Origin of the sequence: Streptomyces odonnellii (genome assembly GCF_000981895.1) — a bacterium.
Classification (GTDB): Bacteria; Actinomycetota; Actinomycetes; order Streptomycetales; family Streptomycetaceae; genus Streptomyces; species Streptomyces odonnellii.
In genome coordinates, this window is sequence record NZ_LATD01000097.1 from 19,540 (window position 1) to 40,119 (window position 20,580).

16 protein-coding genes are annotated in these 20,580 nt (G+C 69.0%); 2 read left to right on the forward strand and 14 right to left on the reverse strand.

What is annotated here, in order from left to right; translation table 11 throughout:
• Positions 1–88 precede the first annotated feature (88 nt).
• The 9 genes from WH07_RS10940 to WH07_RS10980 all read right to left on the reverse strand — a co-directional run bounded on the left by WH07_RS10940 (position 89) and on the right by WH07_RS10980 (position 8,694).
• Positions 89–310, reverse strand: coding sequence for a hypothetical protein (locus tag WH07_RS10940; RefSeq protein WP_016572176.1), 222 nt, complete (start codon positions 308–310; stop codon positions 89–91).
• A gap of 268 nt (positions 311–578) precedes the next feature.
• Positions 579–1,346 (reverse strand): hypothetical protein, encoded by a 768-nt coding sequence (locus WH07_RS10945; protein ID WP_046498672.1) that lies wholly within the window; start codon positions 1,344–1,346, stop codon positions 579–581.
• A 102-nt stretch (positions 1,347–1,448) separates the two neighbouring features.
• Positions 1,449–2,978, reverse strand: coding sequence for a P-loop NTPase family protein (locus WH07_RS10950; protein ID WP_046498676.1), 1,530 nt, complete (start codon positions 2,976–2,978; stop codon positions 1,449–1,451).
• Positions 2,979–3,007: 29 nt separating this feature from the next.
• Positions 3,008–3,463: a DUF6238 family protein gene (locus tag WH07_RS10955; protein ID WP_046498678.1), complete on the reverse strand. Its 456-nt coding sequence runs from the start codon at positions 3,461–3,463 to the stop codon at positions 3,008–3,010.
• Positions 3,464–3,497: 34 nt separating this feature from the next.
• Positions 3,498–4,967, reverse strand: coding sequence for an SCO6880 family protein (locus WH07_RS10960; RefSeq protein ID WP_046498681.1), 1,470 nt, complete (start codon positions 4,965–4,967; stop codon positions 3,498–3,500).
• Positions 4,968–5,062: 95 nt separating this feature from the next.
• Positions 5,063–6,424 carry an SCO6881 family protein gene (locus tag WH07_RS10965; protein ID WP_046498683.1) on the reverse strand — a complete coding sequence of 454 codons (1,362 nt, stop codon included), beginning with the start codon at positions 6,422–6,424 and terminating at the stop codon, positions 5,063–5,065.
• 29 nt (positions 6,425–6,453) lie between these two features.
• On the reverse strand, positions 6,454–6,855 hold the full coding sequence (locus WH07_RS41735) for a hypothetical protein (protein ID WP_269801363.1): 402 nt from the start codon (positions 6,853–6,855) through the stop codon (positions 6,454–6,456).
• Between the two features lie 298 nt (positions 6,856–7,153).
• Positions 7,154–7,462, reverse strand: coding sequence for a DUF6112 family protein (locus tag WH07_RS10975; RefSeq protein WP_046498687.1), 309 nt, complete (start codon positions 7,460–7,462; stop codon positions 7,154–7,156).
• A gap of 86 nt (positions 7,463–7,548) precedes the next feature.
• A complete protein-coding gene (locus WH07_RS10980; protein ID WP_046498688.1) occupies positions 7,549–8,694 on the reverse strand; it encodes a C40 family peptidase in 1,146 nt (381 codons plus the stop codon).
• 582 nt (positions 8,695–9,276) lie between these two features.
• Between WH07_RS10980 and WH07_RS10985 the strand changes: the two genes are divergently transcribed.
• Positions 9,277–10,023 (forward strand): DNA-methyltransferase, encoded by a 747-nt coding sequence (locus WH07_RS10985; protein ID WP_046498691.1) that lies wholly within the window; start codon positions 9,277–9,279, stop codon positions 10,021–10,023.
• 97 nt (positions 10,024–10,120) lie between these two features.
• Here the strand turns inward: WH07_RS10985 and WH07_RS10990 are convergent, their stop codons facing one another.
• The gene (locus WH07_RS10990) at positions 10,121–11,050 is read right to left on the reverse strand and encodes a DUF5655 domain-containing protein (protein ID WP_046498693.1); all 930 of its coding nucleotides are present in this window, start codon (positions 11,048–11,050) and stop codon (positions 10,121–10,123) included.
• A 125-nt stretch (positions 11,051–11,175) separates the two neighbouring features.
• On the opposite strand from WH07_RS10990, the gene WH07_RS10995 reads away from it, so the two are divergent.
• The gene (locus WH07_RS10995) at positions 11,176–11,562 is read left to right on the forward strand and encodes a hypothetical protein (RefSeq protein WP_046498695.1); all 387 of its coding nucleotides are present in this window, start codon (positions 11,176–11,178) and stop codon (positions 11,560–11,562) included.
• 453 nt (positions 11,563–12,015) lie between these two features.
• Here the strand turns inward: WH07_RS10995 and WH07_RS36175 are convergent, their stop codons facing one another.
• Genes WH07_RS36175 through WH07_RS11015 form a run of 4 tightly spaced genes read right to left on the reverse strand, consistent with a single transcriptional unit; the run spans position 12,016 to position 20,473 of the window.
• Positions 12,016–13,383, reverse strand: coding sequence for a Wadjet anti-phage system protein JetD domain-containing protein (locus tag WH07_RS36175; RefSeq protein WP_052744326.1), 1,368 nt, complete (start codon positions 13,381–13,383; stop codon positions 12,016–12,018).
• Position 13,384: 1 nt separating this feature from the next.
• On the reverse strand, positions 13,385–17,662 hold the full coding sequence (locus WH07_RS11005) for a TIGR02680 family protein (RefSeq protein WP_046498698.1): 4,278 nt from the start codon (positions 17,660–17,662) through the stop codon (positions 13,385–13,387).
• Entirely contained in the window at positions 17,646–18,926 is a 1,281-nt protein-coding gene (locus WH07_RS11010) for a TIGR02678 family protein (RefSeq protein ID WP_046498700.1), read from the reverse strand. Before WH07_RS11010 ends, WH07_RS11005 begins: the two co-directional genes overlap by 17 nt.
• Positions 18,923–20,473 (reverse strand): TIGR02677 family protein, encoded by a 1,551-nt coding sequence (locus WH07_RS11015; RefSeq protein WP_079023131.1) that lies wholly within the window; start codon positions 20,471–20,473, stop codon positions 18,923–18,925. Before WH07_RS11015 ends, WH07_RS11010 begins: the two co-directional genes overlap by 4 nt.
• Positions 20,474–20,580 lie beyond the last annotated feature (107 nt).

Here is a 20,580-nt window from a genome sequence, read left to right on the forward strand (position 1 = left end):
ATGTGCTGGAGAGGCTGGCCGCTCTCGGAGCGGATCACGGACTGTGCCGACATCGGCGACCGGGCCAACCGGGGCGTACCGTCGGCGCTCACCGGCCGACCGAGGGCTCGGTCCAGGTGCAGGGGATGGCCGGCGACGAGCAGCTCGCTGGCTGCCGAGCAGGCCCGTGCGTCCGCTCCGTACCGGGTTCCGTCGCTCGGCAGGCGCAGCCTGGTGTCTCTTCGAAGCCGGCCTGGAGCAGGATCCGCCGGGCGGCGGCGTTGTAGCCGGTAGTGGTGATCTCGCCGGTGATGGTGTGCCGGATCGTCATGAACGGCTCTGCTGGTGCTTCGGACAAGGCGGATCTCCTATCGGTGGTGGCGGGAAAGCGGTGGGGTGTTGGGCGAAGCCGAGGCGGGCCCGGAGCTTCCAGCACATCAACGGTGCGTGGCTGGACCACGAACGATGGGCAATGACTGCCGACATGCTCCAGGGCGGGCCTCACCGCCCCCCAGCTACCCGACTCGCCTTTCCACACGTTCTGACAGCCGGGCGTACCAACAACAGCCATGGGAACGTCCCCTTACGGGAGTTGAAAGTCAGCGGTTTCGGGTGAACGCGATGCGCGGATCCACCGGGCGCGCCGCCGGGGCAGCGACGCCGCGGGCGAGAAGCGGCGGCTTGGCGGGCAGGCCGGCGCGAGTAGGGCTGGCACCGCGCGCGGCAGCGCTGACGCGGGACATGGTGCCGACGAAGCCCTGGCCGCGCTCGTTGTGCACTGCCGTCGTGGGCACGGATGGTCGGCGTGCGGCTGTCTCCCGGGCGAGGTGGGGGTGCACCGCTACCTGGAGTCCGGCCCGTTGCATGGCTGGCGTGGCTCGGGCGACCTTGCCGAGCGCCTCGCGGCGGTCGGTAGTGGTGGGCAGGGTGTAGATGTCGAGACGGGGGTTGTGGCGCCATCCGTGTTCTTCGAGGAACTGGCCGCCGAGGTCGGCGTCGTTGGCGGTGGCGGCGATGATGCCGAGCTGGGGATGTTCGGCGAAGGCGACGTCGGGCTCGACGCGCGCAGGTCGGTCGTGCTGGGGAGCGGGGCGGTGGTCCGTCAGGGGTTCGAACGCGGTGTCTGCGTCGACCTGGTATCCGGCCCTGCGCAGATAGGCCACGGCGCGTGTGGCGCGGTCCTGTCCCCAGCGGGCCTGGTCGTTGAGGACATACAGGGTGGGGTGGCCGGGGACTGGGTGGAAGTCGAGGCGTTCGAGCATCCACTGGCCGGCGGGCAGGCGCTCGGGGTTGGCGGCGGTGATGCCGTACTGGGGGTGGTGCCCGACGGCGATGTCGGGGAGTGGGCGGTGCTCGGTCGTGGGCATGGCGGGTCCATCCGGGACGGGCGGGAACGAGGGGACAGTGGGGCGCGGTCCCGGATCTGCGGGCAGAGGTCGGCACAGGGATTCCAATCGACTTTCCAGTTGTCAGTGATTTATCTGGAATGCGGATTTGGCGGTCATGCGGGTGTCGGTGTCGAAGAGGTGGCGTTCAGTGGGGTGGAGGATGTGCTGGGTAATGAAGGAGCGGCCGGCGACTTTCCAGAGGCCGCGGCCTTTGGTGAGGGCGGAGACGGCCTGGGTTTCGACGCCGGTCAGGCCGAGCAGGGCTGTGGCGGCGGTGAGTTGGTCGGGTTCCTGGCGGTAGATGATGCGGGTGGAGCAGTCGGCGAGGAGGCCCTCGGCGAGGACCCGGCCGCGTGATCCGGCGTCGCCGGCGGAGAGCAGGTCGCTGAGGCGGTGGATGATCATGAGGTTGGCGATGCCGAGTCCCCGGCTGAGTTTCCACTGGCTCTGCATCCGTTCGAGCAGGCCGATGTGGCGCATGACGCGCCATGCCTCGTCGTAGATCACCCAGCGCCTGCCGCCGTCTGGGTCGGCGAGGGCCGATTCCATCCAGGCGCTCGCGCACGTCATTGCCAGCACGAGCGCGGTGTCGTCGCCCGCGCCGCCAAGACGCGAAAGGTCGATGGAGAGCATGGGCGTGGTGGGGTCGAATGCGACGGTGGACGGTGCGTCGAACATGCCGGACAGGTCACCGTGGACCAGGCGGCGCAGGGCGTGGGCCAGGTCCTGGGCAGCGGGCCCCATCCGGTTGGCCTGGTCGCCGAGGGCCTGGTCGAGGCGTTCGGGTGAGCCGAGGGTGTGTGCGATCTCGCCGAGAAGCGGCACCGTCCCGCGCGCCTGGGCGTCGGTGACCACGAGGTCCAGGGCGAGGTCGAGGGCGGTGTGTTCCATGGGCTGCAGGTCGCGGGTGAGGACGGTGCGGGCGAGGGCGGCCAGGAGCAGGAGGCGCCGCTTGCGGACCTCGCCGGACCAGTTGTCCTCGGTGACCGAGGCGGGGCGGGCGGGGGCGTCCAGCGGGTTGAGCCTGCCGGGCAGGCCGGGGCCCAGGGCGATGGTGTAGCCGCCGAGAGCCTGGGCGACCGCGGTCCACTCGCCCTTGGGGTCGCAGGGCACATAGACCCGGTAGCCGTGCGCGATCGACCTGGTCGCGATGGACTTGGCGAGTGCGGACTTGCCCATGCCGATGATCCCGGCCAGCACTGCGTTCGGATTGGTGAAGCCTTCGATCCGGCCGCTGCCGTACAGCGTGAACGGGTCGTAGCAGAACGCCGCCTCCGCGTGGACGTCGCGGCCGATGAAGATGCCCTCCGCACCCAGGCCGCCTTCGGCGAGGAAGGGGTAGGCGCCCGAGACGGTGGCGGTGGTCATCCGGTGGGCGGGCAGACGGAGCCTGCCGCCCCGCGCCGAGGCAGGGCCTGGGCGTCCCGACGCTGGATACACCGGCCGCAGCTCTGCCCCGTAGGTCTCCTCGTTGCTGCGCTTCGGCGCCACTCCGGCGAGGCGGGCCTGGCGGCGGGCCTCGGCGAAGCCGGCGCGCGCGGCGCGTTGTTCGGCGCGGGATGTCTTGCGGGGGACGAAGAGGTGGGAGGCGGTGGCGCGGGTCCTGGGCATGACGGAATCTCCAGTCAACGGCAAGGTGGTCAGTGGCGGATGAGGCCGGTGAAGGGGGTGTGCAGGTCGGAGGGGGTGGTGCGGCGGCGTACCAGGCGGGCGGCTGCCTGGTGGCGCTGGCAGATCGTCAGTTCCGGGGCGCCTTCGGGCAGGCCGGACTGGCATTCCTCGCGGTCGGGGATCTCACCGGATCCGGTACGAGGGGCTGTGTGGTAGGCGGTGTGGAGGTGGTCGGCGGCCTGCCAGATCCGAGTGCGGACGGCACGGAGAAGATCACCTTCGACCCGCACGAGAGCGCCAGTGCGGACGGCGTGAGCGTCGAGGAGTCCGTGTACAGAGATGAGGTGTGCGTGGAGGGAGTCCAGCTCGGCCCGGGAGGTGACCAGGGGCCCTTCGGGGATGTTGAGTGCGCGGTGGAAGTCGAGGGCGGCGGTGGCGAAGGGCACGAAGTCCTGCGGGGTCGAAGAAGCGGTGCTGCGGGACATGGCGGTGCTCTTTCAGACGGGGCGAGGGCCGGCATCAGGCGGCGAGGGCGAGCGGCATGGCGGCGGCGGTGAACGCCTCGGCCTGCTGCCAGGTCAGCGGCCGGAGATCGAGCTGCGCGCCGACGGCCGCGGTCTCCACCACCGCGCACGCTGTGCGCAGTTCGTCCTCGGAGTCGGCGGAGACGGTCAGCAGCCCGGTCATGGCCACGTCGGCGTGGCCGGCGATGAGCTGGCGTTCACGGGACTTGATGTCCTGGTACTCGATCGCGTCGGCCTCGGAGTCGACCTGCCCGCGCCGGGTACGCTCGGCGGCGTCCGCGATCACGCTGGCCTTCTTGCGCTGGACATCCCGCAGGGCGGCATCGAGTCCCTTTGGTTCGTACGAGAGGGACAGGGTCCGGCGCACCCCGGCGGTGAACAGGAGCTGGTGCAGGAATCCCGCCGAGGTTTCGGTGCGGGGCCAGTTCTCGATCCAGTACGTGGTGTGGAAGGCCGAGTCCGTCGCAATGTGGTCCGGTTTCTCCACGACCACAACCGGGCCGGCGGCGGCAGGATCGGCCTCGGGGCGGCTGGACGCTGACCAGCGGTCGAGTGCCGCGAGGGCTTTGGGGTCGTAGGCGGTCCGTACGACGGCCGCGATCTGTGTGGCGGAGAGCCAGCAGGTGGGGGTGAGCCCGGCGGTGCGCGCGGCCTGGTCGAAGGTGGAGGTGAGCTGTCCCAGAACGCTGAAGGCGCCGGTCAGGCCACCTCCGGCCTGGTTGACCAGCCGCCGGGCAGCCCTGGCGTCCAGCGACACCGCAACGTACGCCTCGTGCGGAGCCGCCGCCGGACCGGCGGAAGCGATCAGCTCGCTGTAGACGGCGCCCGCCAGCGGGGCGTCGGGCCGACCGTGGGTTTCCCAGTGGCGGCAAAGGGCATCGCCGGAGTCCGGCACTGTCCGCTCGATCACCTGGATCCGGGCCACCTGACCCGTACGAGCCAGCGCGGCAAGCGCACGTCCCCACCCGGCGACATGGGCATTCTGCGTCCCGGGGTCGAGCAGTGCGTAGGCGCGGGAGGACACTTTGACGACGGCGGTGAGTGTGCCGGTGTGCGGGTTGTGGACCGCGCCGTACCGGCCGTCGGGGGCGGTGACCACGCGCAGGCTCGCCGCCGTGCCGGGAAGATGCAACATGCCCTCACGCACCGGCCGCTGGGACGGGCGGGTCAGCCACAGCAACTGACCGCGCATACGCCGGTGCGCGTAGCGGGTGACGACCGGTGTCCAGTCGGCCAGGGACCTCCCCCGGTGACGGACGAAGACGAACAGGACGATCACCGCCCACACCGGGATGAGTTCGAGCGCGCCGACCACACCGCGAGTGAGGATCACCGTGAGCAGGAGCAGGCCGGTGAGGGCGGCGGTGATCAGTTGCGGAGCGGTCAGGCCGAGGAGGATGCCGCGCCTGGAGCGGTGGGGGAACTTGACCGTGGCGGCGGCTTCGGCTCGGGGGATATCGGACATGGTTGTTCCGTTCACGTAGATCAGGGATGGCAGCGGGATACCGGGGCGGGATGTGCCCCGGCAGGAGACACATCCCGCCCCGGTGTGATGGATGGTCAGGACCCGGACGGCGGCTTGCCGGGGTAGACCCAGCGCGTCGGGCTCGCCAAGCCGGTCGGCGACGGCCCCGTAGCGGTCGGCGCCGGTCCGGAGGGCGCAGCCGGTCCGACCTTGGCCAAGCTGCCGCTGGGGGCGCTGACGGCCGGAGCGGCGGAGCTGTCCGCCCCGTTCTCGGCGGGCCGTGTGATCAGCGGGGATATGCCGGGGCGCTGGATCAGCGCGCGGCCCTTGTCGCCAGAGGCGTTCGGGTCTTCGCCGTACCGGAAGCTGGTCTGGGGCCTGGCCGGTCCGGGATCGATGCCCTCCTTGCTCAGCCGGCCGCCGGCGGGGTCGATACCGGAGGTCACGCCGTCGGGGCCCGCCCCGGGCACTTGACTGGGCCCCTGCGGAGCACGCATACCCGTGCCCATCTGCATGGCCAGCGTTCCCGCGGTCTTCACCGCGCCCGCAGTCACAGCGAGTCCGGCGATCCCAGTGCGGTGGAGGTCGTCCTGGCCGCCGCTGTCAGAGGCCCAGCGCACAAACCGGTACGTCGCGTACGGGCACAGGAGAACAAGGACCATGACGACGATGCCGGCCAGCGCGTCGGAGAGGGCGGCCATGCCGTCCTGCGGGTCGGACTTGCCCATGGCGCTTACCCCGATGAGGAACACCACGGTCATCAGGAGCTTGCTCACCACCAGGGTGGCGGTGGCTTCGATCCAGCCCCGCCGCCACCGCTTGGCCGCCTCCCAGCCACCACCCGCCCCGGCGAACACCGCGAGCGTGACCAGGATCAGCACGCCGACTTTGCGCGCGACCATGACGCCCCAGTACAGGAAAGCTCCGATCGCACACCCCAGGGCGACGAACGCGGGCACGCCCCAGCCGAGTCCGTACATGGCGCCGAGTTCGTTGACGCTGATGACGCGGCGGATGGCGTCGTCCACCGAGGAGTTGGCGGCCTGGAACAGGCCGGCGGACAGGGCGTCGACGACGGTGAGGGCGACGGTGGTGAAGGCGATGGCGCAGAAGGAGAACAGGACGCCGGTCATGGTGCCGATGGCGGCCTGGGCGAGGGCGCGTTCGTCGCGCCGCCAGGCGGCGGAGACCAATTGGAGGCAGAACGTGCCGACGGTGATCGCCAGGCCGATGGGGAGCAGCAGCTCGTAGTTGGCGCGGAACCAGGAGGCGTTGAGGTCGATGGCGGTGGTGGTGTTGACGGCATTGGCAGCCAGGTCGGCTGCGGTGGCGGCGACCTCGCCCATCGACTTGGCGATCCATGCGCCGATGCCGTCGGTGACGGCCCCGCCGGGGTTGGTGACGAAGTCGACGGTGTCGCAGACGCTGCCCATCAGCGGAAGGTCACAGACATCCATGGCAGTACCTCCATCTCTGTGGGTCGGGGTCAGGGCGCGACGGCCGGCAGAACGCCGGCCAGAGCGCAGGGCTGGGACGGGCGGCACTGGACGGCGAGGGTGACCGTGCGGGCCTCGGCGCCCCCGCGGGGTGCGCCGGTCCAGGCGATGGACTGCTTGCCGGAGACCGTGACCGCGTAGATGTATGCGGCGGTGCTTGCGCCGGGGTCGGCCTGCAGGGCGCGGGTGAAGGAGTCGGGGAAGCGGGCTTCGTTCACGGTGGCGGTGGCGTACTGGCCGTGGTCGGCCATCCGCCCCCACAACACGGGCGAGGGCACAAGGGCGTCTACCGAGGCCGGGTCCGCGTACCTCGACTCGCTGGTGAGCCAGGTGTGCAGGGCGGCCAGCCAGTCCGGCTGGGAGTGGGCCCGTGTGTCGTACGACCACAGCAACGCAGCAGCCGTCTTGGCGAACGCGATCGGATCGTGTGTAGACGGCGGAACGGGGAAAGTCGGCCGGGTCGCGGAATGGCTCCCGGGTACGGAGGGGACGGTGGAACCGGGGGAGAGACAACTGCCGAGGACGGGCTCAGCTCCCGGGACGGCGGAGCGACGGCGGAGGTCCCGCTGTCGCGGGTGAGGTACGCAGCCAAGCCGACGAGGGCAACGAGCACGGCCAGGACGGCGGCGGCGATCAGCGCCCGGTTGCGCAGGGGCGAGGCGCCGCCGTGGTCCGCGGAACGGGGAGACATCAGTGGACCTGCGTTCCCAGCGTCGAGAAGAACGCGACCACACCGTTGGCCGCACCCAGCAGCAGAGCGGCGCCGGCGGAGACGAGTACGCCCTTCTTGCCGTTGGCTTCGGCCTGGTGGCCGCCGGAGTGGTGGCCCCAGGCCCACACGCCCGCGCTGACCGCGAGCGCGCCGACCACGGCGATGATGCCGAACAGGTTGATGGAGCCGACCACCTGCTTGAGGACCTCAAGGCCCGGCAGCCCGGCGTCGTTCGGCTTGATACCGGGGTCGTAGGCGAGAGGGACGACCTTGTCGGCGAGAAACATGTGAACTCCAGTTCGGTTCTGGGTGCGCGGAAGTGCACACGGAGGAAGGCGGGAATAAAGGGGAAGACGCTGGAGGGTGGGGCCGGTCAGAGGACGCGGCGGGCCGCGAGGATCTGCGGCTTCCAGTCGGCGAGGGTCGCGATACGGACCACCTCGCCGGTGTGCGGGGCGTGGACGATCAGCCCCTGGCCGATGACCATCCCGACATGCTCCGGGACTTCGGCCGTGCCCCCGGTGAACACCAGATCACCGGGGGCGAGGGCGTCGGCCGGGACCGGCTTGCCCTCCTTGACCTGCGTGGAGGTGGTCCGCGTCAGAATGACCCCGGCGGCCTTGTACGCCTGCTGCATCAGGGAGGAGCAGTCGCAGCGGCCCATCGGGTCCGGCCCGTGGGAGTCCGTACAGCTCCCGCCCCACTGATACGGGGTGCCGAGCTGGCCCAGCGCCCACCGGATCGCGGTCCGCACCTTCGGCGGCGCGTCGGCCGGGATCGTGTACCCGGTGGGCAGGGCACCGGCCGGGATCGTCCCGAAATCGCTGCCGTCGCCACCGGCCGAACAGCCGCTGGCGGTATCCGACGAGGGAACACTCGGGATACCGGGACCGGACGTCACGGGATCCGGTGATGGATTGCCGGTCGCCGTCAGCAGGTGTTCGATCGCCTTCCGTAGGGCTGTGGCCAGCGGCTCCCATTTGGCGTAAGCGTCGGGGAAGCCTGAGCGCTGAACTGTCTGGGCAGCCTGGGTGACCGTCATCGACTCCCAGCCCGACACCTTCCGCAGCGCCTCGTAAAACTTCGTCGCCGCGTACACCGGCTGCATGATCTGCTCGGCAGTCCCCCATCCCTGCGACGGCCGCTGCTGGAACAGGCCCAGCGAATCACGGTCGCCGTAGCTCAGGTTCCGCAGACCGCTCTCCTGCAGAGCGGTAGCCAGCGCCACGACCTGCCCGCGGGCCGGGATGCGCATCGCAACGCCGGTGGCCTGGATGGTCTTGGCGTTGGGCACCTGCTCCGTCGGGTCATCCAGGCCCGGTATGGAGACGGGGCTCTTGCCGCCGCCGTCGAGGATCGCCTTCACCTGCGCGGCCACGGCCGCAGTATCCACAGCCTGTGCGCCGTCGGTGGAACAGGAGGCCAGCGCGCTCCCGGCCGTCACCACCAGGAGAGGAGAAGCCAGCAGGAGTGCTCCGGCGGAGACGAGCCCGACGACAGCACCGGCGGTTTTCTTCACCGCCGACGCCGTTCGCCGGGGTGAGCGCGACGGGGCGGTGGTGTGGGGTCGGGGCGTGGATGTATGACGGCGTGCTGCATCGCAGCGGCTCCTCGCGGTTTGTAGGAGGCGCGGTGCCGGTTCCTCGTGGAAAGCCGCCGGCACCGCGCCGGTGTGAATCCGCCCCTCGTGGAGGCGGGCCCAGGTCAGGGGAGTTGGTAGCTCCCGGACGCCGGTCTCGGGTTATGCGCGGCAGCCGGCCGCGCTCGTAATCTCAGGTAATGCACAGGGGATCTCCTCGCGTGTTCCAGGACGGGGGTCAATGTGCCTTCCCGGCACCACATTTGGACGCGGCAACACGGATCAGCACAGGTCAGCAGAGGTGGAGCGGGACTCCGCCCCGGTGACTTGGCGAGACAGTAGACGCGAAGTCCGGCCCCACCAAACGACCCTCGAACCGCAGAGCCGAGCACGGGCTTCGGGCTGGTTGGGTGCGGCCGGAAAACGCGTCTACCCTCCGCGTATCCCCCTCCGACCGGTCTTCGCCGACCGCCGAGAGGAGCGGGCACCCTCCCCACGCGCCCAGAACAAGAGGCACCGCGTATGAGCTACACACTGCACCGAGGCGACGCCCTCACCGTCCTGAAAACCCTCCCCGACGAGAGCATCCACGCCGTCATCACCGACCCCCCGTACAACAGCGGCGGACGCACCAGCTCCGACCGCACCAGCCGCACCGCACGCGCCAAATACGTCACCACCGGCTCCGCCCACGACCTGCAGAACTTCCCCGGCGAGAACCGCGACCAGCGCTCCTACCGGAGCTGGCTGACTGCCCTGCTCACCGAGGCATACCGGGTCGCGGTCGAGCACTCGGTGGCCATGGTGTTCTCCGACTGGCGCCAGGAGCCGACCACCAGCGACGCGCTGCAGATGGCCGGCTGGACGTGGAGCGGCACCATCCCCTGGATCAAACCCGCCAGCCGCCCCCGCAAGGGAGGCTTCAAACAGTCCGCCGAGTTCATCACCTGGGGCGTCAAAGGCGGCCTCGACAAGACCCGGAACCTCTACCTGCCCGGCCACTTCACCGCGTCCCAGCCCCGAAAAGACCGTGTCCACATCACCCAGAAACCCGTCGAGATCATGCGGGAACTCGTCCAGATCTGCCGCGAAGACGGCACCGTCCTCGACCCCTTCACCGGCTCCGGCTCGACAGGCGTCGCAGCACTGCGCGAAGGCCGGCACTTCGTCGGCGTCGAACTGTCCTCCCACTACGCCGACATCGCCGAACGCAGGCTCCGCGCCGAACTCACCCAGGACGACTTCGTCCTCGCCGGACCGGAGGCATGAGCATGAGACCGTCCAGACCAGGGCCGACGGACCGTAGACGCCGAAGGGCGGCGGGCGCATCGTGACACCGATGCACTCGCCGCCCCTTCTTCTTGAGTCAGGCTGCCTCAAATGCCCGCCGGATCAGCGGCGCCGCCTTCTCCAGGTCGGCGGCCGAGGCGATCCGGACCTCCAGGTCGCCCGTACCGTGGTGGCCGATGCCGCGCATGCCGCGCGAGAAGCCCTCCTCCAGCTTTACGCTGTCCGGTTCCATCTTCAGGTAGAGGAGGACCTCCTCGTTCCTGGGCCGGAAGACGACGCAGGCCACGTTCACCAGTCTCCGGTAGGCGATGTAATGCAGCTTGACGTCGACCTCCACCTCGCCCGAGGCGGCCAGCAGCTCGTCCAGCTCGTCGTACAGAGCACGAAGCGAAGCGGGCGCCGCGTCAAGAGCCGCCAGCACTGACTTCGTCCGGCCGGCACCGGCCGACACCTCACGCTCCCGAGGATCTCGCCGTGAGGCGACAGATCTGGCCGAGCCAGGGGCGGACTCGACCAGCAGCAGGCTCAGCAGTCCGCCGTCGAAGACGCGGTAACGCACCAGGTCGATCCGCTCGTCCAGACGGCGTACCGCGACCCGGTCATGGTGCGAAAAACCGGCGGCAATACAAACCATCCGCGGACTCCGCCAGTCGATCGCCTCGGCGGCCTCGGAACCCAGCTTCTCCCTGACCAGCGCCTCGAACTCATGACGCGCGGAACACAGCCACGACAGGTAGGACACGGCCTGCGACAGAACTCCGCTGTCGCTGCCCTTCTTGTACTCGATCACCACCGGGGTGTTGTTCTCGTCCAGCCCAAGCGAGTCGACCCGGCCCCGGTGCCACGGTCCCGTCGGATACTCCGACGCCAGGAAGCGGATGCCCAACATCGCCTCCATGCCGGCTTCAACCCGGCGCTGAAGCTCGGCCTCCAGTGCCACCGTTGCCCCCGGCAGCTCGACGTCCCTGCCGTCCGCGTCGAGTCGGAACACCTTGAGATCGGTCACGCACGTCTCCCCTTTATGACGTCATACGGAGAGACAAATCAATGAGCCGGACGGGATATTCCCCTCTGCGGCGGCGAGTAGCGTAGTCACCTCTGTCCAGCCGCGCGGCAAGGGGCCAACATCCGTTGTACGCACTCGAAGACCTGAAGAACCGGGTCCGGTCCCGGCAGTTCCGCCGGTATATAGACGAGGCCATCGCGGCATACGGAGCCGGAGCCTACTGTTCGGCACTCATCGCAGTCTGGATCGCTGTGGCAGCGGACTTGATCGAGAAGATCCGCCTCCTGGCGGACGAAGGCTTACCTGCCGTCGAGGACCTACGGAAGAAACTGGATGCCGCTACCGCAGGTAACAGGGTCAGCACGCTCCAGGACTTCGAGCGCAGTCTCGTGAACGCGGCGGCTAACAAGCTGAACCTGATCGGGGCACGCGAAGCCACCGAGCTGGAACGGCTGTATGAGGGGCTTGTGGAAAACCTTGTCGGAAAGTCCAGAACGCAGACCCCCAGCTAGGACACAAACCCGCTGGTCAGTGCTGGTGTCATGCCGTCTGCGTTGCTGCTTGGGCTGACAACATGGCGTACCGGCTACTGGCCAAGGACAGGGTAGCGGATGTGGGCGGGTGTGGGTGGCGGGGATCGGGCCTGATGGGGCTGGTGACGGGGTTGGAGCCTCTTGACCTGCTAGTTCTGTCGTTGGGGAAGAGCGGTCGGTGGATGCTGAAGGGGCCAGAGGGGAGAGCGGTTGGTGCGTTCCGTTCCATATGTCGGCTTGTGGGTGTGCTTGATACTGCCTGGGGGCGGCCTGGCGTGATGTTGTCAGGCCGTGGGGTGCTCGGCGGCCGACGAGTACGCGTGGGCGGGGTGCCTCCTGAACGGTGTCGGGCGGGCTCGTTCAGGGACTCCGCGTGCTTCAAGAGCTGCTGGTCGGTATCCGATCCACAGCGTTGCCGAATTGCCGGTCGAGTTATGTGACTCGCTGGTGTTTCGTCGTTCCTGTGACCTTCAGGTGAAGGGCGGTGTGGTGGCGGTCCATTTTTTGGAAGGCTGCCGTTGCCGGGGCACTCAGAACGGGTTTCAGTTCGGCCAGCCAACGGTGCAGGTACGGGAGGACCTGTTCGTGGAGGCCTTCTTGTTCGCAGCGAAGTCCGCCGTGCTCGATCATGGCGGCCACCAGGCCCTTGAAGGGATGCGGGACGGTGTCGGCCTGCTGCTGTGCCTGGGTCAGCCATTTTTCGAGCTGTGACGGTTCTTCGACGAGTTTGCGCCCGCGGCGGTACAGCTCGGCGTCCATCGCGATGGGCTGGATGCTCCGGCCGCTCTTGTCCGAGAGGTCGAGGATGATGTCGATGCCTGGCGGGTCGAGGTCCCCCCAGGCCGCGTTCGGCAAGGACTCGGGTACGCGAGTACCCAGGAAGTGCGCCAGGGCTCCGGAGGCGAATCCTTCGGTCCAGACGCAGAGCCAGTTCCTGGGGACGCTGGTGCGTGAGGCGACCGCTTCGAAAGTCTCCTGATTCTCGATGAGGAGGACGCCACGGGCCTGTAGATCGAACCGGCCGTCTCTCGTGACCGCCCGGCCGGGGAGCTCGATGAAGGGTTCAGCGAGGGTGAGGTCCGCCACGAGGCCTTGTCGGTGCCATTCGGCCGGGCCGGTCATCCTCAGGCCCGTGTCGCTGGTGTGGACGGCCTCGGCGAACGGGAGGCCGACCAGGTGGGAGAAGGCGGCCTTGGAGGCATCGGTCCACGTCTTGGTCCCACCGAGGGCCAGCGCTGCCAGTTCACGCTCGCTGCACTTCCAGTCCCGGCTCGCGGTGCGGAACCACTCGGCTGCCGCTCGCAACGCGGCGCGGTACGTGTCCCAGTGCGGAGTGGCGGCGCGTGAGCCCTCGGGAGGCACACGTTTGTTGTCGTCCGGCAGTGACGCGAGCAGCGCGTGTTCTGCGGCCAGTTCTGGAACGCCGGCGATGGCGGCCAGAGTCTCAGCACGTTCCCGCATCAGGCGGTCGCGTTTGATGATGGCCCGGTACCGGGCCTGGCCGCGCTTCGTGCGGATCGGCCCACCGGTACCGATGATCAGCATCCGGAGCGGCACGGTGTGTCGGCTGCCGCGCAGCACTGCGTCGGCGCGTGCGAGATGGACGCCTGCCGTGCTGACGGCGTCACCGAACAGGTCTATGAGGTCGGCGCGTTCACGGTCTGTCATCCGGAGGTTGAGGCGGCGGTCCAGCTTTCCCCCGTTGGCGATGTGCTGGCGCACACGGGTGCAGAACAGGACCCCACCCGGGCTGGCGGCCCACTGCGCGAGATCGGGGTGGAGGGCGACGCGGATTCCCATGTCAGTCCAGGTCCATGTCTTCCAGGAGTCCCCTGGTCCGGCTGTAGGTGGTGCCGTCCTCGTCCGTGTCCTCGGGCTCCACCTCCGTCTCGGGCTCGTAGTCCAGATCCTCGTCCTCGTCGATGCCGTCGTCGGCGTGTTCGACGTCACCGAGCTGGTCGTCAGCGTCGAAGTCGAGACCGCTGCCGCCGAGCAGCGCGGGATCGAGCATGAGGTGCCGCTCGGCCCCGTCCCAGATGATGGGAGTGGTGAGGACTCCCTCCGTCTGCGGGTCGCGGAAGAGCTGGTAGGTCGCCACACCTGGGACCTCCTCGTAGAAACCCCACTCGTCATGGCTCGCCATGACGAAGTCGAGGTCGAGTTCAACGAGCAGTCCCATGCACTCGCCCCGCATCTCGGCGTCGATCCCGGCGAACGCCTCGTCCAGATACACCGGGCGCGGAGCGGTCCGCGCAGCTCCGGTGTAATGGGCCGCCGCGGCGGCGAAGAGGGGGAGCTGCAGCATGACGGCCTTCTCGCCGCCGGATCCTTTGCCGTGCATGCCGGCGTCGATGTCGGTCCATCTCTCTTGCGGGCCGCTCTTGTACTGGACGCGGATCCGGCTCCAGGTCCGGTAGTCGAGGGCGATACGCAGGTGGCTCTTCCAGTCCACTCCACCCTCCGCCTCCCTGGCCACGGCTATCTGTTGGCCGAGGAAAGCGATCAAGTGCTCACGGGCCTCGTCGGGCAGGAACCGGCTGGCCTGCCGGTCCAGCGTCGCCAGTGCCTCCCGGGTCTCCTCGCCCTTGTCGGGGTCCGGCTCCCACACCAGGCGCATGACGTGTCCCGAGGCCGTGCGGCGCAATCCGAGAAGCCTGTTCATCTCACCGATGAGTGTCTTGGCCCGTGCGCGGCGGCGGCGCAGATGGTCGCCCACCTGTCCGAGCAGGACCTCCGTGAACAGGTCGTGTTCACTCGCGTCGAGCAGGCGGTTCCGTTCGCGGACCTCTCTCTCCACGATCGCGAGCCCATCCGCGACGGTGAGGTGCTGACCGTTGTGGAACAGACGAACAGAGACGAGGCGGTCCTCGTTACCGGCACGTACCTTCCAGTCCGGCCCCGCCAGTACGTCTTCGAGGGCCTGGCGGGCGCGGTCCACCTCGTCGCGTGCTTGGTCGAGGGCGGACGGATCCGAGGGATCGTCGACGAGCCGCCGGAGCAAGGCCTGTGCAGCGGCGACAGCGTCGGGGGCGTCCACGGGCGGCCCTCCCGCGGAGACCAGCGCGAGGAATCCGAGTCGGTCGAGTTCCCGGTACTGTCCGCATCGCTCGCCCAGGGCTCGCTTCCGCTGCTCGACGACGTCGAGGGCCTGCGCGCGTGCCGATTGGGCGAGAGTGTCCTGCTTGATCGCAGTTTCCAGGGCTGCCAGGCTCTCGTCCTCCTTGGCGGTGTTCTTCGTGAGGCCGGCCTGGGCAACGGCGAGCCTCTTCAACACGTCGTCGACGTCCGCCCCGACAACACTGCGCCGCACATCGTGCCGTCGGCGCTTCTTCTTGGCGTCGCGCTCGGCGGCGTCCAAGTCGATCCCGAGCAACTTCTGATGTTCGCGGCAGGTGGTCAGCAATGTGCCGGCGCTCGTGTGCTGCTCCGCCCGGGCCGACCAGTCGCCCAGACGGCGGAACAGGTTGCCAAGACTGGACTTGTACTCAGTGAGCGCCTGCTGCTCCGAGGCGAGCGCTTCCAGCTGGGTGCCGGTCGAGCGCTGTCTGGCGTAGTGCTCAAGCTCCGCGAGGGCCTCCTTCCAGGTGGTATCCCTCTCGCCCAGCGCGGTCTTGTCGAGTTGGCATTGCTTGTCGTGCGCTTCATACACGCGTCTGGCCGCCGACAGGGCCACCTGGCAGTCCCGCAGCGGCTGGTCGAAGTCGGCGACCTCGTCGCACTCGGCCAGCAGGTCGTCCTGCCGCTCGGTGAGACGCTGCTGCCGCTCGTTGATCCGTACAATCCGGCCGTCCAGTTCGAGGAGCTGATCGTCCAGCGCCTGCAGCCGACGGAGGCGCTCGGCCTGGCGGGCGGCGGCACCGATGTAAGCGGCCTGGGTCGCCGTGGTACGGCCGTGGATCGGGCCGATCCGCCAGGAGCCGTCGGTCGATACCCAATCGCCCATCGGTTGCTCGGAGTTCGCGGGGGCGAGCGCGATGGCAGCGAGAATGCGTGTGGTCACGCGCGACGGAACCATCTCGTGGTCGACCGCGTGCAGGACGTCGGCGAGGGAACGGCCGAGGACGGGCTCCCGGTCGGCGGGCAGGAGACTGTCGAGAGTGTCGGCGTTCAGCAGGCCTCCCGCAGGGGTGACCCATGCGTCCAGCACCCCCGAACCGAGCAGGGCGGCCTCCAAACCCGCCCGGGTCCGGTCGTCGGTGTCCGGCGCGAAGTCGAGCAGCCGCCACAACGGGGCACCGTCAGCGGCGACGCTACGATCCCGCCGCTCGTGCGTTGGGGCCGACGGCAGGGGATCCGTCTGCTGGGCGACGCGCAGCCGCAGAGCGGCAGTCCGGTCCCTTTCCTCCTGCAGGGTGCGGAGTTGGGAGGCCAGGTCGGATGCTTGTCGGGCGAGCAGGTCGCCTCGGGGGCGGGCGAGACGGGCGACCTCCTGGGAGAGGACGGTGGCGCCCGGGAGGCCGAAGGTCGCGGCCAGGGACTGGAGCTCACTCAGTTCGAGGTCGCTCAGCCGCAGTTCCTGGCACCGCTCGCTCCAGTCGACGAGCTTGACTCGCAATTCGGCCATCTGGTCCGCGAGTTGCTTCTCGCCTTCGTCCACGTTCCGCTTGGCCGTCCCGCACAGAGCCAAGGTCTTCTGGAGGGCTTCGTCTGCTTGATCGCGTGCGGTCTTGGCGTTCTGCGTGGCCTGGGCCAGGTCGACGGCACGCCGGAGAACGTTCGTACGGGCCTCCACGTGGCCCAAGAGTGCGGTCTCAGCCTTCGCGGGGTCTTCTCGGATGGTTGAGGTGAGCTCGATGTGAGCATCTCCGATGCGGGTCCTGGCCGCCCGCGTCAGGGCCTGCTCTTCGGCGTCCAGCAGCACGGCGGCGGCTCCTTCGAGGAGTCGGGACTGCTCGGCGGCTGAGCCTTCTGCCTTAGCCGTGGCGGACTCTGCCTCCTCCAGACGCTGTCGGAGGTCGGGGAGCTTCGCTTCCGCCTCCTCAGCCTGCTCCTGGAGCTGCCTGAGGAGTTCATGCTGATTCATCAGAGGGTCGGTACGAAGCTCATCGACGGCGATCCGGAAGGTATCGCGCTCTTCGAGGAAACGCCGCCGCTCCTCCTGCCCGTTCTCCAGAGCTTTCCCGGTCCGCTTGGCCTTCTCGTCGGCGTTCTTACTGCCCTGTTGTGCCTTGGCGAGCTGAGAATCCGCCTCGGCCAGCTGCTCCGCGATGTTCCTGGTCCACCGGCGTGCGTAGCGGGAGTACACCGATAGGAAGGTGGACATACCCAGTTGATGCCGCTCCTGCTGTTCCAGGTCGTCGCGGTCACGGGCCAACTGGTCGAAGCGGACGGCCAGGTCGTCCAGCAGTGCCGTGCTGACCGGTGGCAGTCCGTTGCTCAGCATTCGGCTGAGCTGCTCGCCGTTGAAGTTCTCGCTCAGCTTCGGCTTGCGCAGGACCAGGAGGAGTTCCACCAGGGCGGCCAGCTTTCCAACGCCGAAGCCGAACAAGCGCTCCGCGACAGCTGTCCGGTACGCGCGCCGGTCCTCGAAGACGTCGCCGGGGTCGAGCCGGGCCGCCAGTTGTTTGCGCAGGTGTGGCTGCCTCTGTTCGTTCAGCAGGCTGAAGTCCTGGCCGACCCGCTTGGCGGTGACGAAGAACCAGGGCTTGTGGAGCCCTCCCTTGGCGGACGTGCTGCCCCTGATTCCGATACCGATGGTGACGAACTCGTAGCCGCCGTCCTCGGTGACGCGTCCGTACTCGCACCAGCTGTATCCGACCCGATGGCTGCGCCCTCGATGCAGCAGGTTGTCCCGCATCGGGCGTGCGGTCGAGCCGAACGGGTCCAGCCGCCGGGCGGTAAGCAGCGCGTCCAGCAGCAGCGGGCTGGTGACCTCCATCACCTTGGTCTTCCCGGCCCCGTTCCGCCCGCGCAGGATCAATCCGTTGCGGTAGGAGACGAACTCCTGCTCCTCGTACTCCCACATACCGATGAGGCCCAGGCGCAGTTGCTGGAACCGGTCCCGTTCCGGCACCGGCAGCTCCCCGTCGAGGATGCGCTGCAGCGCGGGCGCCGGCGTTCGGTCAGTCGGCGATGGCATCGGGGTGACCTTCCGCAGGCGAGAGGTGAGCGGTGTGCGGCTTGCTCCGGCGGGGCGTCATGTCGAGGTCCTGGCCGAAGAGCAGCAACGCCTCCCCGGTGACACGGGCCCCGCGTCCGGAAGGATCGCGGTAGCGGGCGAGGGCGGGACGGACGAGTACACCGTCGTCATGAGGGTCGACGAGTCCGAACTGCATCAGCACGGGCACGGAATACCTCAGCACGACGGAGCCGTCCACGGGCTTGCGTTCGATGTTCGGCACGACGCGGCGGATCTGTTCCGCGACCAGGTCCACCAGTTCGGAGAGACGGTCGTGCCCGACCACGAAGCTGCCCGTCTGCTCCGGGACGGCCTCTCCGGCCAGCAGGTCGGCCAGTGCCAGCGCCGCCACGGAGACGGCGCTGGCCGCCGGGAAGTCGGTGTCGGAGAAGCGGGAGTCGACGATCGCGAGGCCTTCGGCCCGCACTTCCACCCGGGTGTCGAGTCCGAGGACGAGTTCCGCCGCCAACTCCTCCCGGTGAACCGACAGGTACTCCTGTTGGTCCGAGGGCAGGTCTTCCACGTAGACGACCGGGTCGTCGACCAGACGACGCATGAGCGCCTGCCGAAGCTCGGTATCGGTCCTGGCCCAGAGCCCGGGATCCCCTTCGGTGAAGCGCAGCAGGGTATCCGGGGCGTCGGCCTGACTGGGCGGGACCGGGCAGACCACGGCGGAGGAGGCCAAGCGGTGGTTGACGTCATAGACGGCGTTGCCGTGGCCCGCGACGTAGGCCTGCTCGGAGTCGGCCGTGACGCCCGCCTCCCGGGGAGATCGCAGCACACCGCCCTCAGTGAGGCGCCGGAGCGCCGCGACCAGATCCCGGCGCTCCCGCGTGGAGGTGGCCTCGAACCTGCGCAGACCCCGGTGCGCCGTGGTGAGAGCGGTCACGCGGTCGGCGAGCTCGCTGATCACGGTCTGCCCACCGCAGTCAGCCAGCACCGCCAACAGCAGGCAGTACAGTGCGCACTGCCTCGGAGTGGGGACGGTCAGATCGGGAAAGCGGCCGGGATCCTCGGGGATCTTGAGCAGCCGTATCAGGTCGCGCTCGACCACCAGCGGCCATCCCAACTGCCGGTCGAACCAGGCACGTAGTTCCTTCTCGTGCCGACGGGCCTGATCCACCAGCCGCCTGTGCCGGCCTTCGCGCCGAAGCACGGGGGTGTGCAGCAGAGCCCGAACAGCCTCGCGGCGTTCGTGCCCCTCCTCGCCGGTCCAGCCATTCACCGGCGCCCACGCTCCTCCACCCGCAGCGTCAGTTCGAAGTCCCGCGTGCTCAACGCTCCGCCCCGCAACTCCACAGCGGCGGCCGACCCTTCCGCCGCAGGCCCCAGCGTTATCAGCAGGCGGCCGTCGGGGGTACGCGTGCGCCGGATGCCCCCGCTTCGCTCCCGCGCCGACAGGACGAGCCCCAGACAGTTCAGGAAGACCTCCGCCTCGGCGGAATCCAGTCGGCCGAGCTCCGACAGCCGCACCGGGCCTCTGTCCGCCAGCGCCCGCTCGGCGGCTTCCGTCGCCGCGTGTTCCTGCTGCTGCCGGGCAGCCAGCAGGCTCTTGGCGCGTCGTGGGTCGCGGACCCGCGGCGGGGGTCCCGTGTGCGCCCGAGGCCCGCGCGAGCGCAGCTCTGCCGACACCGGAGCCGGCTCGGTCTGCCACCAGCCGACCTCGGGTCGCGCATCGCAGTCGTCCTCGAACGCACCGGGATGGCCCAGGTGCCGGGACGAGTAGGAGCCGAAAGCCGTACGCCACAAGGCGGTGGTCTCGCGCGTGCCGCCGGCACTGTCGAAGCCGTCGAACCAGCCGGCCAGGGCCACGAGGTCGGCCGTCCGGCTCGCCCGCCGGAACCGCTGATCGTTGATGTGCCCGACGGTCATGACGATGAAGGCGATCGCATCGGAGGCCCGGTCGAGCAGCAGCTCGGCGATCGGAGGACGGTCTCCGGCGGCCACGAACCAGCGGCGCAGCCCCTCCCACAGCTCTCGCATCCGCTGCGCCTCACGGACCACGACCTCGTCTTGGCTGACGCCCAGGACGGGAGCGGCCTCGAGTGCCGCCATCTCGGTGAGCCGGGGCAGGAGCCCCGCCTGCTCCAACTGGATGATCAGCTTCGCGATCGGAGCGGCGCTCTGGTGCAGGACGACTGTGAAGGACTGCAGATAGCCCACCACGACGTTCTTGTAGGCGATGAACGCCTCGGGCTCCCGGATCTCCTCCGAAGCCAACGAGCCGTTGAGGCCCTGGACGAAGAGCTTCGCGTCCTCCGACAACCGCGCGAATCCCTCCGTCGTGCGCCGGAAGGCGCCGAGAGCGGTGCTGAGGTCGCCGTCGTCCTCGCGAAGGGCCCGCAACAGCGAGGCAAGGGACGAGAGAACCTCCGGAAGCATCGAGGCCTGCAGCGAGCCGGCATCGGACATGTCCTCGTCGATCCGGGTCATCTCGCGGTGGACCCGGGCACCGGCCGAGGTCAGCTGGTACAGGTAGTCCCGTTGCAGGTACTCCTCGGGCGTCGTGGTGTACCGGGTGTTGTGAATCCGGTCCACGTTCCGCCAGCCGTACAGGTCTTCGAGCAGGCCCTCGACCGCCGGAAGGGCCTCCATCAGATCCGGTTCACTCGCAAGCTCGTCCTGGACCCGTTGCCTGATCTGCGCCGTGCTGAGGTGGACGCCGAGTCGGGCCTCCTCGTCCAGCAGCACATCCAGGACCAAGCGGTAGAAAAGTGTCTTCTCGTGGTTGAGATAGGCCACGACCCTCATACGCCCGCCGAATGCGGCCACGTGCGCTACCCCCGCCCCCGGTCACAAACGCATCGAGCTCCTAGACAGCACCAGGCGCCCCTTGCGCTGCAGAACTCTCGTTCACGGAGGGTACAGCGGGGTTTCGG